Origin of the sequence: Treponema denticola (assembly GCF_024181605.1) — a bacterium.
Classification (GTDB): domain Bacteria; phylum Spirochaetota; class Spirochaetia; order Treponematales; family Treponemataceae; genus Treponema_B; species Treponema_B denticola_B.
Genome location: NZ_CP054477.1, coordinates 1033162 through 1045696, shown reverse-complemented (window position 1 = coordinate 1045696; position 12535 = coordinate 1033162). Strand labels below are relative to the sequence as shown.

Below are 12535 nucleotides of genomic sequence, written 5' to 3'. Positions count from 1 at the left end.
TTCGCTAATAGGTTACGAGAACATAAATCATTGACACATAAATATGTTGACTTGACAAAATACTATTTTAATGTAGACTATAAATAAGGAAATATATGGATGGCTGTACTTTCATTAAACGAAATAAAACTAAGGGCACAAGGATTTGTGCTGAATTGGAAAGATAAGGCTGCAACAGCACGGGAAGAGGCGGATGCCCAAACATTTGAAAACGAATTTTTTGCAATCTTCGGTGTTCCGAGGAGTAAAATTGCCGTTTTTGAACAAAAGGTAAAACTGCAAGACGGCTCAAACGGTTACATAGACCTTTTTTGGAAAGGTTACATTCTTATCGAAATGAAAACACCGGGTAAGGACAGAAAAAAAGCCTTTGAACAGGCAAAGACTTATGCCAATGCGCTAAGTAATTCCGATATGCCTAAGGGAATTCCTATTTGCGATTTTTGCAATTTTGATTATTGGGAGCCTCTAAAAACATCAGTTTTTAGAGGGTTTCCTTAAATTTAATTTGCGATGTTTTTCATAAGTCATTGATACATAAGGACTTATGATTAGAGATGCTCTTCACGAATTGAATGCTGCCCTGTATAAAAAAATTATCTTCATACTATAAAAGGCAATACTTTTGCATAAGACAGTTTTACCCCCTTGACTTCTTCTTATTTTTGATAACAATGTTAGCATAAATTCTTTTATATAGGGAGAGATGTTGAAGTTTGCGGCTAAAACACTGCCATATAGAAAATATTTAAATTTTTTGTATAATATGTGTTATGAGTTCTATAGATATAGCTTTGATGTGCAGGGCATTGAGCGACAGTACCCGTTTGGAAATAATTCAGATGTTAAACGATGGGGAAAAATGTGCCTGCAAGATTTTGGAAAAATTTTCAATTACACAGCCGACCCTTTCGTATCACATGAAAATATTAACCGACTGCGGTCTTGTTCTCACTCGAAAAGAATCCAAATGGATTAATTATTCTCTCGACAAGAAAAAACTTAAAACATTTCAAAAAGAAATTAACGCCTTAACCGATAAAAAATAATGCACCGAGCTAATAACGCGCTCTCTCCTTTTCATGTATTGATTTAACTTCTGAAAAACTTTTAAAAAAAGCAAAAATATATATTGACAAATATCTATATGTTTTGTATGTTATACATAGAGAAATATCTATGTATAAGGAGGTGTCGTATGAACACATTTTTAGAACTCGCCAAAAGCAGACATTCGGTGAGAAGTTATGAAAAGCGTGCTGTTGAGGCGGAAAAGCTTAACAGTATTTTGGAAGCGGGGCGTATTGCTCCTACGGCGGCAAATATGCAGCCTTGCCGTTTTCTTGTTTTAAATGACGATACGGCGATGAGTAAGCTGCAAAAAGCATGTACTCCGCACGGGGCACCGCTTGCCATTGTGGTATGCGCCAACAAAAAAGCGGCGTGGGTTCGCCCCTTTGACAAAGCAAGCATGACAGATATTGATACGAGTATCGCAGCCGACCACATGATGATGTGCGCTCAAGATATGGGGCTTTCAAGCTGTTGGATTACTTATTTTAAGCCTGATGTAGTGCGTGCTGAATTCAATATCCCCGATGATTTGATTCCGGTAAACATTTTGGTTATCGGTTACGGAAAAGAAGCGGCAAAATCTCCTAACCGTTATGACAATGAGCGGAATCCGATGGACATGATAGTTCAATACTCATCATTTTAGAAAAACAAGATGATAGATGTTGAACTCGGTCCTATAAGACCGCCGTCGGAACATCAAAGCCTCTTGTTGCGTTTGACAAGAGGCTGTTCTTGGAACAGATGTTTTTTTTGCGGATTGTATAAGGGGATGCGCTTTTCGGTGCGTTCTACCGAAGAGGTTATAGGCGATATAAAAAAATATGCTGCCTATTACGGGGAACGCGCAAGTTTTTTTAAATCCTGCTTTTTGCAGGACGGAGATGCCTTTAATATTCCCGCAAATGATTTTCGGCTAGAATAGATGCCCTATTACGGCTACAATAGGGCACATGTTTCAGCACTACACTAGACGGTCTCGTGTAGTACTACAATCGATGCCCTATTACAGCTACAATAGGGCACATGTTTCAGCACTACACGAGGCAGCCTCGTGAAATACCATAACAAATAGTAAGAAAAAGCTTTTATATGGGCATCTTTTATTTCTGCAGAGGGGGATATTCCCCGATTTTCCGTGGCGGGGAAAATAATGTATTTATGAATAGAAATATAACCACCAGGATATAATCAAAAGAGCCGCCATAATTGGTAAATAAAAATGACTTATTGTTGGCATAGTTTTTTTTGGAACTCTGATATTAGAAATATCCATTGAAAAATCTATGTCTTTTTCATTTTTTTCTCGCACAATATCATATAACACACGATATGCTCGTTCTATTTTTAAGAAATGTATATTTAAAAGCCAAAATAATCCTGTAGGCATCATTGCACATAACATAATGAACCAACTCTCTTGTTTTCCAGCGAGAGCTAATACACCTACAACCAATAAAATTGTCCATGTCTTTAACTGAATGGAATTATTATTCATTCGTTCGATAACATTTTGAATAAATTCTAAATGTTTTAACTTATTATCCATAAATTCTACCTCTTTTTGATAAATTGTCTGTGAGTTTTATATCTGGAAATAAGAGGTTTAATTTCATTAATGCAGAATTCGGATATTTTTCGTCACTTGGCACATCCATTTCCCACCTAGACAACTCAGTCATTGATAATTTATATAAATTTTTAATATCAACAGGAAAAGCCATTGTTAGTTTCTTAGATTCTATAGAAAACGATTTTCTCATTTCTCCTTCAACAAGCTTTCTGGGGCTATTTTTTCTGATAAAATTTAGTAATAATAATTCATAATATATCCAAGGAGAATAAGTCATTTGTCTAATATTATTTGTAGACAATGAATTGGGAGTATTAAAAAAGAAAACATAATCCATTTTATCTATCATTTTTAAAAGCGCTGTCGCCAATATCATATGAACATGGCTGGTGGATATATTTCTTTTTTCATAATCATATATCAATCCGTAGTACGTATCTTGTTTAATGCAGTATTCATCGTCAATTTTTTTTAATAATTCATTGGCGTATCCCCATACTCTTGAGTCAACAAAACTTTTTATACCGAATCGCTGATATAACCAGTGTTCAAACTTTTCCACTAATCCAATATCCTTATGTGAATGTGAGATAAAAACATGAGCATCAACACTTGGAAACCAGTCTTGTTCAAGACTTTGTACATCAATAGCATTATTAGGTAGCAAAAAATTTTCCAATGATCGCTGTATATTGAATTTATTAGAAATATCTATATCAAAAAAATTATCATAAAGCTGATTACTGTTTTTTAATAAATCATCTATTTCGTTCTCTGTTATTTTAACATTAAAAGCTCTATACATAGATATACTCCTTTCATATTTCAAAATACGAATATATTTTATAGAGGTCAAGGTATTTAATGAAATAATTATTTAATTTTTTGTATTTTATCACTCTTCAAAAGAGGTATAAATCATAATTTCAAGCATCAAAATACTTATAAAACTTTACAAGCTCTCCATCCAACACATAGCCTTATCTACCTTTTTATGATATAATTATCCTTACAATTAGGAGGTTTTGTAAAAAAACATCTTACCCATAGTTGAGCAAGAATTACGTGATGAATATGGTTTTAAAATCGATGACTTTCGTCTGGAAGAACTATATCCTCTTGAAAGCTCTTATATTCAGCCTATGACGGTTTCATTCTTAATACCTGAAGAAAAACCTAAAAATTTATTTACTGCAACGGCTTTAAATTTACCATATACCCGCATTTATAAGAAAATTGATTTTAATATGAATGCAGGAAAAATAGCTCAAATGAGAATGTTTGCAGAATAGAGCTATGCATTTTCCTAAAAAAATTATTTTGGATACAAATGTTTTTATCTTATATTTAATAGGTATGATAGCTCCACATAAAATAAAAACTCATAAGCGTACTTCCATTTATACTGTTGAAGATTATGAGTTTTTAATAGCTACCATGAATAATTTTGGCTCTGATTTAGAACTTATAATTTGTCCCAACATAACTACAGAAGTTGATAATCTTTTAAATAATACATTTCAAGGCTATTACAAAGAAAAATATGTTAATTTATCAAAAGAAATATATAAGAAAAGTGTAGAAGTTTATATAAAAACCATAGAATCTATTGAGCAGAATACTTATTATGACTTAGGCATTACCGATTCTGTAATTTTACTCATGGCAAAAAATTGTGATTTGCTTATCTCGGGTGATAGCAAGTTATGCGATTATGCCCGCTCTATGGATATTCCTCTTTTAGATTTTAAAGGTATTATAAATCAACATTCTTATGCCAAAAAGACCCCTTGACGAATTAAAAAAAATATGGAATGATAAATATTCAGAGGTGTTTTTATGAGTAAAAAATTAAATTTGGTTATTCTTGACGGGTTTACTTCCAATCCCGGAGACCTTTCTTGGAATGAGTTAAAATCGGTTTCAAATCTTACAATATATGATAAAACAAGTGCAGATGAACTTCTTGAAAGGTGTAAGGAGGCAGATGCCGTTCTTACCAATAAGGTAGTTTTTTCTAAAGAAATAATGGATTCTTTGCCGCGTCTTAAATATATAGGAGTTTTAGCTACGGGATATAATGTTGTCGATATTGAAGCTGCAAGAGCTAAAAATATTTGCGTAACGAATATTCCCTCTTACAGCACCGACAGCGTGGCTCAACTTGTATTTGCCCTTATTTTTCACTTTTATTGGCATGTAAAAGAGCATAGCGATGAGGTTATGGGCGGAAAATGGTCGGCTTCTCCTCACTTTTGCTATCACAGTTTTGATATAAGGGAGCTTTCCGATAAGACGATGGGTATAGTCGGTTTCGGGAACATAGGCCAAGCCGTTGCAAAAATTGCCCTTGCTATGAATATGAAGGTAATCTATTTTAATCGCTCTAAAAAAAATATTAAGGGTTTAGAAGAAGCAAAACAAGTTTCTTTAGATGAGCTTTTTTCTTCTTCCGATATAATAAGCTTAAACTGTCCTTTGACTTCGGAAACAAAAGAAATTATAAATGCCGAGTCCTTAAAAAAAATAAAGAAAACTTCTATCATAATCAATACGGGACGGGGTCCTCTTATAAACGAAAAGGATGCAGCAGAGGCTTTAAAGGAAAAAAGACTTGCAGGTCTTGCCTGCGATGTTCTCAGTGTAGAACCTCCGGCTAAGGATAATCCCTTGCTTAAAGCTCCTAACTGTATTATTACGCCACACATGGCATGGCAAACCTTTGAGGCCAGAGAGAGGCTTATAAAAATAGCCGCCGCTAACGTAAAAGCCTTTATCGCAGGAAAGGAAATAAACAGGGTTAATTAGGCGGTTAAGTAGATTTTATTACCCCTGTTGTTCTTTTTTACATTTTATGTATACTATTCTTTTGAGTATTGGAAATGCTCTTAAAAGGAACTATATGAACTGGAAATTGATTTATTTTTTATTGATAGTATTATTTTTAGGCTTGTTTGCAGGCTTTAATATGAAAAATTCTTGCGATATTTCTTTAATTTTTTATACATTTGAAAACGTACCTGTTTATGTAAGCAATATTTTTTCGTTTTTAATCGGACTTATCTTAACCATTCCTTTTTTCTTTGGAAATAAAAGGAAAAAAAATAAGCCTGTAAACGAAAAAAAAGAAACATTTACTGCAAGCGATGGCATCGGGATAGATACTGTGGACTTAAAAAAACCTAAAAAATCATGGTTTAAGCGTAAAAAAGAGTCTAAGACTTCAATTTCTGAAAGTAATTCTGAGATCAAATGAGGTAAGAGATAAAAAGGTTTATGGAATTTAAGATAAAAAAAATATCATTTTTTTTATTGACTCTCTTTTTTTTGCATAGCCTGACTGCTCAAAATTCCTTGCCTCCGAATGTTCAAAAGATTATCAAAAACGGTTTTACAAAAAAAACTCCTTTTGAGGCCTCTTCCTTTATTGAATCTGAAATAAAAAAGATTTCTTCAAATGAAGAAAAAATTATAGCTTTATCCGTTTTGGCCGACTATGAAGAAAGGTTCGATTTATTTTTGCGAGCCGGAAGACACTATCTTGAAGCTGCGGAGCTTTCTCCCGAAACCGGAAGAAAAACTTTTTTAACCAAGGCTCTTGGGGCATATCTTTTAGCCGATAACATAAGCGAGTCCTCCGAGCTTTGCCGCAACCGCTTGCTGCCCATCGTTGAAGCTCCATTTTCTAAAGAAGATATAAAAGTTCTTGTTCTTTTTGAATGGCTTAAATTAAAATCGGATGAAAAGGCTTCTCTTGAAAATATAAAAAAATATGTTACCGATTCAAAATTCGCAGAATTTCATCCTGCCATGCTTTTGACTCTTTGGTGGGTCGATGGGGATAAGAAGGCTGAGAACACCCTCGTAAAAAAATTCCCTAACAGCATTGAGGCTGCCGTTGTCCGAGGTGAGGCTTTTTTGAGCCCTAAAACATTTTGGTATTTAATGCCTCAAAATAGAGGATTTAAAGAATCTCTTGCAGATTCAGCTTCCGAATCCGTTTTATTAAGCCAAGGTGAAACCTTAGCACAAAATAATGAATTGCCGGCTGCAAAATTTTATCAAACCGGTTTTTTTAAAACCGAAAATTTTGCAAAAGGACTTGCAGATGAGCTTAAAAAGAAAGGTTTTACTGTAACAATAAAAAAAGAAGAGCGAGGGGTGGATGCTTTCTTTTCTGTTTTAGTAAAGGATGACGGCAAGGGAGATATGGTTATCCGGCTAAAAAGCGAGGGCTATGAAGCCGTTCCGATCTTTGATTAGCTTTCTTATTTTTTTTCTTCAGACTTTTTATCATCTTGCGTTGAATCTTTTTTTTCTGTTGTTTTATCTTCTTTTTTTAGTTCAGGCGGATTTAAAAGCTTTTCTATTTCTTTTTCAAGTTCACTAATAGTTTTTTTATCATCTTCTTGTGTAAATTTTTCTTTGGATTCGTTAAGAAGTTCTTTTGCTTTTTCGTATTTTTTTAGTATAATTAGAATTCTAACATAGTTAAAGAAATATTCGGGAGTTTCTTTATCTTCCAAATAAATCTTTTCATAAATTAAAAGGGCTTTTTCTTCTTTTCCGGATGAGGCCAGAGCATAGGCGTAGGCTGTAGATATTTTTATGTTTTCGGGAGCTTTTTTATAGAGGGGTTCAATATATTTTAGGCAGCTTTCCCATTCATTTTGAAGGGCATAAACTTGTGCCAAATTATATTGAGCTGCATTTTTATATTTTTCAGACTTTTCGGCTTTAAGATAATAATCTGCAGCCTTAGAATAGTTTTTTAACTCTGTATAGCCTTGAGCAATTGAAAAATACTCTCCTGCAAGGTCTTCTTCAACGGCTCCCTTTGCAAAAGCTTTTGTAAAACAAAGAAAAAACAAGAGTCCCCAAAAAACTATAAAAATATTTTTTTTCACCTTTTTTCTCCCATAAAAAAATTTTAATTTCCTAAAACGGTTTTTTCTATCTGCCGCAGCTGAGAGCGGTAGAGCCCCGCAATATTTGAGCCGTAGTCTGCAAGGAGCTGAATAATGTTTCTGGGTGTTTCATCGGTATCGGTTCCGTTTATCCTGTCTCCTGCATCGCCGAGTCCCGGCATGATATAGGCCGAAGCATTTAGGGCAGGGTCCATCCAAAGGGTGTATAGGGTGCAGTTATCTAAGGCACGCACAATTCGCAGAGCTCCCTTTAAGGCAGAAATTACGTGAAAACAGCTTATCGATTTCGGCTTTACGCCCAGTTTTTTTAGGTGTTTTACAACGGTTACGAGGCTTCCTCCGGTAGCATTCATAGGGTCTGCAAAGATAAGGTCCTTTCCGTCTAAATCTTTTAGGTTAAAATAAGACTTATCCAAATCAAGGATGTACTGCATATCGTCTTCCTTGCGGGAATCATCTCTTTTAATCTTAAAGAGGGCAAAGGGGGTTACATAGCCGTGCGAAGAATACTCTTCAATTTCTTTTGAAAGAATCATAGAGGGGAGGAGGGCGCCTCTCAACATAACACACATAACCGTATTTTCGATTTTATGGTCAATGTCGGTTATCTTGTGAACGGCATAGTTTTGAACAGGATTCTTTACAGGGGTTTTTACTACAAGATAGTTTTTCTTGTCTTTTTGGTGTCCTTTATAAGCAAGTTTAAAAAGCATTTCAAAGGAACGCTGGGTATAGTATAAGAATTCGCTGTGCTCGGTTTTTATGGAGCGGAGTTTTGCAATAACCCTTGAAGCCTCAGCATGATTTTCATGTTCAGTATCAAAAGAAAAAACTTTAAGTTGAGGTATTTCTTTGCATATATTTTGCATAAGATGCCCCATCTCGGTATAAAGTCTTATAACCTCATCTTTGGCCTTTTTCTTTTTTTCGCCGTTTTCCTTTTCTAAAACGGTAAAATTTTCAATAGCTTCCTGATAAAGAGTATTCATTTCGTTAAGATGCCTTAGATCGTCTTCAGTTAAATACCCGTCAAGAGCTTCTGCCCCCATAACTACCTTACCCATATCTACTCCCAGAAAAACTTTTTGCAGGAAGCCTCAGCTTCCGAAAAAAGTTTTTTCACGCAGTTTGTTTACAAACTGCATACAATAATGCGATGTTTGCCGAAAGGCAAACTCGACAGATAAACAGTGAGGCTGAATTTCTGCCGAACTGTTTATCAAATCTCCTCATTTACAATCAGGGAAGTATAAAAGAAAATCTGTAAAAATTCAAGGGGTTCGCTAAAAATCGGACATCCATGTCCGATTTTTGGCAGGGTAAGATTACTTAGTATCGTTAAGTATATATTTATATAGTGCTTTTTTTATATCTATTGATATATTTGCTACATTTTTTCTTGCGGGAGTATGCAATGGAACAACACGGATTGGTCTTTCTTTAAAAGTATAATAATAGATATTTATTTTTTTACCTTGCTCTTCATGAGTTTCCATTTTCTTGTTTTTATCTTGTTTTAAAATGGCATCGTCAGTTTTTACATAATATTTTTTAAAAAATTGTGTGTACATATCTTTTGAAGTAAGTACAATTGTATCAATGTCCTTATATTTATCAAGAAGGGAGTTAAGATCGTTAGTTTCCATAACTTCAAGATTTTCATCTGAGTTATTATCCTCTTTTCGCTTTGCTTTTTTGACAATGTCTGTTATACCAATGTTGTGTTTTTTCAATACTTCCTTTTTTTCTTTTATTTTTCTTAATGAATTTTCTTTACAGTCTAAAGCATATTCTATTAATTCCCAAAATTCGTTACATTTATTGCCATAATACCAATCTTCTTTGTCATTCTCTTTATTAGGATCCGTAAAATCTTTTCCCGGAAAGGTACCCAATATTAGTGTCTTTGTGTTTTTAGAGACGAAGGGCTCAAACGGATGTACATGTTCTGTGCTGCTATTTGAAGCAGAATTGTTTTTGTTGTTCATAAAATTTTCCTTAAAATATAATTTTTCCGCATTAAAAAAGTTTATCGAGTTGCAATGAATGGGATATGTAATAGATAAATCCGTTGCTTTGACAATACGTCTTTATGTCTTTTTCAATTTTTTTGCTTGGGCCGTATTCCAGTAAATAGACGGTAAATCCATAGGTTTTACATTGATCCAGATAGTCCATAAAATACTCTCTATCTTCTATAGGTTTTACTCCAAATGTATTATTCTTAAAATTTATTTCGGTAAATACGCTTTCCTGATTGATTCCGTTTATGATTCCTTTAAGAGCATTTTCCTTCATTGCTTGAGTTATAAAAGTATCTCCGCCGTTTATTATAATAGGTTTATTTTCTTTATGTATTTCGTACAAAAGACTCATAAGTCCTCGATATATTTCGGGCGTTTGATAATGATAATATATGTCAGCATTATCAAGAAAAAAACCGTCTATGCCTTTTTGAGATAAGAGCCGTGCTTTGTCCTTAATTCTTTTTTGCCATCTTTTGTCCGCAACATTTATCCATTTTTCTTCATCCCAATTTTCATAGTCTCCTAAAGCTAGATCTTCAAATGCTTCATAATCATCGCGGAATGTTTCGATAGAGCCGATGTTTAAATAAGAAATTATATTAACATTCCCGTTTTTGTGAAGCTGTTCTATATCTTTTTTAGAAAAAAATTCGGCATCAATTACCAGTGTTTTTATTCCTTTAAGATTTACCGCTTTATCTGGGGCCATACCTATCAGTACTTTATACTCTTTGTTGTTTTCTGCCGCCATGCCTTTTATTACAATAATAGTAAAAAAAATCAAAACCATGTAAAGATATTTTATGTTTTTCATAAACTGCTCCTTATCAAAATGAGAATATTATATCTCCTATTTATTTGCTGTATATACTACGGCATAATCTTCTGCACGGCTTTCCGTAAAGCTGTAATCCGAATAGGCTGAAACAGATTTGAATCCTGCCTGCTTAAATAAGGCTAAAAGCATTTGCTTCTTCAGAGGATGTAATACCGTAAAATCCGAACCGACGGTACTGCACAACTTATCGGTAAATTCTATAGTAAATCTGATATTCCCGTCAGGTAAAAAATCATAGTGCCTCTTAAAAATAAAATCTTTCGTTTCTTTATCTTTAAAGTCCATTCTTTTATCAGCAAGAATGCGGTCATAATTGAGAACTTCAACAATAAAGATGCCGTGTTCCTCTAATGACCGATACACGGAACTAAAAAAACGGTGTAGAATATCTTCATCATGCAAATGCGGAAGTGTATTACCAAAACACAACACACCCTTAAATTTACCGAACTGCATAATATCGGCGATATCTGCATGATAGAACATAAGCTCACCTGTTTTGCGGATACACGAAGCTTTCTTTTCTGCAATTCCAATCATCTTTGCATTTAAGTCGAGTCCGCATATATTATATCCCTTTTGATATAAACCCATTGCAAGTTCACCGGTTGCACAGCCTGCATCGCACAATCTGCCCGGCAACGGACAAAGGTGTTGTATAAATTCAAGTTTTTCCGTTTCAAGCGGAAAAAGGTCGCTGTAATGTTCTGCAATTAAATCATATACATTCATAGTTTTTCCTTATAATACCCCTGAAAACCCATTAAGAATACTACAAAAGAAATAAAGAAGCAATACGTTTAATAAGAGATTCAGGCATATCTTGGGTTTCTAAGTATTAACATTGTCATAAATGGAGTTTAGTAGCGCCATCTTCTCTAAACCCATTTTAAATGCTATAATCTTATCTATAAAATGAAACTGGATTTATATATAGACAAAGACGGACAAAAGCTAAGATGCGGATATACGACGGGAAGCTGTGCGGCGGCGGCGGCTAAGGCGGCGGCTTTGATTTTAGGCGGTGAAACTATGACCTCGGTTAAAATCGATACGCCTGCAGGACTTGTCCTTGACCTTCCGGTAGAGCATTGCCGCTCCTATAAAGACAAAGACGGAACAGCTATTGGAGAGGCCGCCGTTCAAAAAGATGCGGGGGACGACCCTGACAGCACCGACGGCATTTACATCCATGCTCGGGTCTCTTATAGAAACGATGGGAAGGTTCTTATTGACGGTGGAGAGGGTATAGGAAGAATTACCAAAAAAGGTCTTTTCGGAGAAGTAGGGGAGGCTGCCATTAATCCCGTACCCCGTCAAATGATAGAAAAAGAAGTTTTAAAGGTTTCAAAAAGGGGCTTCAATGTAGAAATTTTCAGTCCTCAAGGAGCCGAAATCGGCAAAAAAACCTTTAATAAAAATATCGGTGTTGAAGGCGGCATCTCTATTATAGGCACAAAGGGCATAGTCTATCCTATGAGCGAAGATGCCATCAAAAAAACCATCTATCTTGAAATAGACGGAATATTACAAAATTCGAAAAAAAAAGAAATACTTTTGGTGCCGGGAAACTACGGGGAAGGCCTTAAAGAAAAACTAAACACTATAATAGACCTTCCCACCGTAAAAATTTCAAACTATATAGGGGATAGTTTAAGCTATGCCTATTCTAAAGGCTTTAAAACCATGACCTTACTCGGACACATAGGTAAATTCGCCAAACTTTCCATAGGTATTTTTAACACCCATAACCGCACCGCCGACACGCGCATGGAAGCCTTTGTCTACTACCTTGCCATGCATGGGGCAGACAAAAAAACAATCGAAACGGTAAATGCCTTTTTAACGGCTGAAGAAGTCTTCAACTATCTTGTTGAAAACAAGATGGAAATGATTCTTAAAGCCATGGAAAGAGGAGCCGAAGAAAGAATCAAAAAATACCTCAAGGATGACAGCCTTTCGATAAGGGTTTTAATATATTCGATGAAGTACGGCCTTGTAGAATAAACAATTTATAGAAAAAAATTCTAAAGTTATCAAATTAAAACTTGCTATTTTAATAAACATATTGTACAATTAAAGATGAGAGTGGATT

At 34.7% G+C, this 12535-nt stretch carries 17 protein-coding genes; 10 read left to right on the top strand and 7 right to left on the bottom strand.

The window, feature by feature from the left end; translation table 11 throughout:
• Nucleotides 1–99: 99 nt before the first annotated feature.
• From E4N80_RS04700 to E4N80_RS04685, 4 genes are all read left to right on the top strand, one after another.
• Nucleotides 100–501: a type IIL restriction-modification enzyme MmeI gene (locus E4N80_RS04700; RefSeq protein ID WP_253700710.1), complete on the top strand. Its 402-nt coding sequence runs from the start codon at nucleotides 100–102 to the stop codon at nucleotides 499–501.
• Between the two features lie 272 nt (nucleotides 502–773).
• Nucleotides 774–1049 (top strand): ArsR/SmtB family transcription factor, encoded by a 276-nt coding sequence (locus E4N80_RS04695; protein ID WP_002678328.1) that lies wholly within the window; start codon nucleotides 774–776, stop codon nucleotides 1047–1049.
• 149 nt (nucleotides 1050–1198) lie between these two features.
• A complete protein-coding gene (locus E4N80_RS04690; RefSeq protein WP_253700709.1) occupies nucleotides 1199–1720 on the top strand; it encodes a nitroreductase family protein in 522 nt (173 codons plus the stop codon).
• A gap of 9 nt (nucleotides 1721–1729) precedes the next feature.
• Complete coding sequence (locus E4N80_RS04685; protein ID WP_253700708.1) at nucleotides 1730–1999, top strand: radical SAM protein; 270 nt, start codon at nucleotides 1730–1732, stop codon at nucleotides 1997–1999.
• Between the two features lie 234 nt (nucleotides 2000–2233).
• Here the strand turns inward: E4N80_RS04685 and E4N80_RS04680 are convergent, their stop codons facing one another.
• On the bottom strand, nucleotides 2234–2623 hold the full coding sequence (locus E4N80_RS04680; RefSeq protein WP_253694765.1) for a hypothetical protein: 390 nt from the start codon (nucleotides 2621–2623) through the stop codon (nucleotides 2234–2236).
• Nucleotides 2616–3452: a hypothetical protein gene (locus E4N80_RS04675; RefSeq protein WP_253700707.1), complete on the bottom strand. Its 837-nt coding sequence runs from the start codon at nucleotides 3450–3452 to the stop codon at nucleotides 2616–2618. Before E4N80_RS04675 ends, E4N80_RS04680 begins: the two co-directional genes overlap by 8 nt.
• A 337-nt stretch (nucleotides 3453–3789) precedes the next feature.
• Between E4N80_RS04675 and E4N80_RS04670 the strand changes: the two genes are divergently transcribed.
• The 5 genes from E4N80_RS04670 to E4N80_RS04650 all read left to right on the top strand — a co-directional run bounded on the left by E4N80_RS04670 (nucleotide 3790) and on the right by E4N80_RS04650 (nucleotide 6910).
• Nucleotides 3790–3939: a hypothetical protein gene (locus E4N80_RS04670; protein ID WP_253700706.1), complete on the top strand. Its 150-nt coding sequence runs from the start codon at nucleotides 3790–3792 to the stop codon at nucleotides 3937–3939.
• A 4-nt stretch (nucleotides 3940–3943) separates the two neighbouring features.
• On the top strand, nucleotides 3944–4441 hold the full coding sequence (locus E4N80_RS04665) for a PIN domain-containing protein (protein WP_253700705.1): 498 nt from the start codon (nucleotides 3944–3946) through the stop codon (nucleotides 4439–4441).
• 45 nt (nucleotides 4442–4486) lie between these two features.
• On the top strand, nucleotides 4487–5455 hold the full coding sequence (locus tag E4N80_RS04660; RefSeq protein WP_253700704.1) for a D-2-hydroxyacid dehydrogenase: 969 nt from the start codon (nucleotides 4487–4489) through the stop codon (nucleotides 5453–5455).
• A gap of 94 nt (nucleotides 5456–5549) precedes the next feature.
• On the top strand, nucleotides 5550–5903 hold the full coding sequence (locus tag E4N80_RS04655) for a hypothetical protein (protein ID WP_366797285.1): 354 nt from the start codon (nucleotides 5550–5552) through the stop codon (nucleotides 5901–5903).
• Nucleotides 5904–5923: 20 nt separating this feature from the next.
• Complete coding sequence (locus tag E4N80_RS04650) at nucleotides 5924–6910, top strand: SPOR domain-containing protein (protein ID WP_253700702.1); 987 nt, start codon at nucleotides 5924–5926, stop codon at nucleotides 6908–6910.
• A 5-nt stretch (nucleotides 6911–6915) separates the two neighbouring features.
• Here E4N80_RS04650 and E4N80_RS04645 read toward each other — a convergent pair whose 3' ends face one another.
• The 5 genes from E4N80_RS04645 to E4N80_RS04625 form a co-directional block, all read right to left on the bottom strand.
• Nucleotides 6916–7554, bottom strand: a complete 639-nt coding sequence (locus tag E4N80_RS04645) for a tetratricopeptide repeat protein (protein WP_253700701.1) — start codon at nucleotides 7552–7554, stop codon at nucleotides 6916–6918.
• Nucleotides 7555–7577: 23 nt separating this feature from the next.
• Nucleotides 7578–8639: a uracil phosphoribosyltransferase gene (locus E4N80_RS04640; protein ID WP_253700700.1), complete on the bottom strand. Its 1062-nt coding sequence runs from the start codon at nucleotides 8637–8639 to the stop codon at nucleotides 7578–7580.
• 261 nt (nucleotides 8640–8900) lie between these two features.
• Nucleotides 8901–9563 carry a uracil-DNA glycosylase family protein gene (locus E4N80_RS04635; protein ID WP_253700699.1) on the bottom strand — a complete coding sequence of 221 codons (663 nt, stop codon included), beginning with the start codon at nucleotides 9561–9563 and terminating at the stop codon, nucleotides 8901–8903.
• 31 nt (nucleotides 9564–9594) lie between these two features.
• Nucleotides 9595–10416, bottom strand: a complete 822-nt coding sequence (locus tag E4N80_RS04630) for a glycoside hydrolase family 191 protein (protein WP_253700698.1) — start codon at nucleotides 10414–10416, stop codon at nucleotides 9595–9597.
• A 36-nt stretch (nucleotides 10417–10452) separates the two neighbouring features.
• Nucleotides 10453–11172: a class I SAM-dependent methyltransferase gene (locus E4N80_RS04625; RefSeq protein ID WP_253700697.1), complete on the bottom strand. Its 720-nt coding sequence runs from the start codon at nucleotides 11170–11172 to the stop codon at nucleotides 10453–10455.
• 183 nt (nucleotides 11173–11355) lie between these two features.
• Between E4N80_RS04625 and cbiD the strand changes: the two genes are divergently transcribed.
• Nucleotides 11356–12447 (top strand): cobalt-precorrin-5B (C(1))-methyltransferase CbiD, encoded by a 1092-nt coding sequence (cbiD, locus tag E4N80_RS04620; protein WP_253700696.1) that lies wholly within the window; start codon nucleotides 11356–11358, stop codon nucleotides 12445–12447.
• Nucleotides 12448–12535: the final 88 nt, after the last annotated feature.

Bases quoted from the DNA above. Each gene is read 5' to 3' on its own strand.
- E4N80_RS04690 (WP_253700709.1), top strand. From the start codon at position 1,199: ATGAACACATTTTTAGAACTCGCCAAAAGCAGACATTCGGTGAGAAGT.
- E4N80_RS04680 (WP_253694765.1), bottom strand. From the start codon at position 2,623: ATGGATAATAAGTTAAAACATTTAGAATTTATTCAAAATGTTATCGAA.
- E4N80_RS04660 (WP_253700704.1), top strand. From the start codon at position 4,487: ATGAGTAAAAAATTAAATTTGGTTATTCTTGACGGGTTTACTTCCAAT.
- cbiD (WP_253700696.1), top strand. From the start codon at position 11,356: ATGAAACTGGATTTATATATAGACAAAGACGGACAAAAGCTAAGATGC.
- E4N80_RS04695 (WP_002678328.1), top strand. From the start codon at position 774: ATGAGTTCTATAGATATAGCTTTGATGTGCAGGGCATTGAGCGACAGT.
- E4N80_RS04655 (WP_366797285.1), top strand. From the start codon at position 5,550: ATGAACTGGAAATTGATTTATTTTTTATTGATAGTATTATTTTTAGGC.
- E4N80_RS04640 (WP_253700700.1), bottom strand. From the start codon at position 8,639: ATGGGTAAGGTAGTTATGGGGGCAGAAGCTCTTGACGGGTATTTAACT.
- E4N80_RS04670 (WP_253700706.1), top strand. From the start codon at position 3,790: ATGACGGTTTCATTCTTAATACCTGAAGAAAAACCTAAAAATTTATTT.
- E4N80_RS04650 (WP_253700702.1), top strand. From the start codon at position 5,924: ATGGAATTTAAGATAAAAAAAATATCATTTTTTTTATTGACTCTCTTT.
- E4N80_RS04665 (WP_253700705.1), top strand. From the start codon at position 3,944: ATGCATTTTCCTAAAAAAATTATTTTGGATACAAATGTTTTTATCTTA.
- E4N80_RS04675 (WP_253700707.1), bottom strand. From the start codon at position 3,452: ATGTATAGAGCTTTTAATGTTAAAATAACAGAGAACGAAATAGATGAT.
- E4N80_RS04685 (WP_253700708.1), top strand. From the start codon at position 1,730: ATGATAGATGTTGAACTCGGTCCTATAAGACCGCCGTCGGAACATCAA.
- E4N80_RS04635 (WP_253700699.1), bottom strand. From the start codon at position 9,563: ATGAACAACAAAAACAATTCTGCTTCAAATAGCAGCACAGAACATGTA.
- E4N80_RS04625 (WP_253700697.1), bottom strand. From the start codon at position 11,172: ATGAATGTATATGATTTAATTGCAGAACATTACAGCGACCTTTTTCCG.
- E4N80_RS04700 (WP_253700710.1), top strand. From the start codon at position 100: ATGGCTGTACTTTCATTAAACGAAATAAAACTAAGGGCACAAGGATTT.
- E4N80_RS04630 (WP_253700698.1), bottom strand. From the start codon at position 10,416: ATGAAAAACATAAAATATCTTTACATGGTTTTGATTTTTTTTACTATT.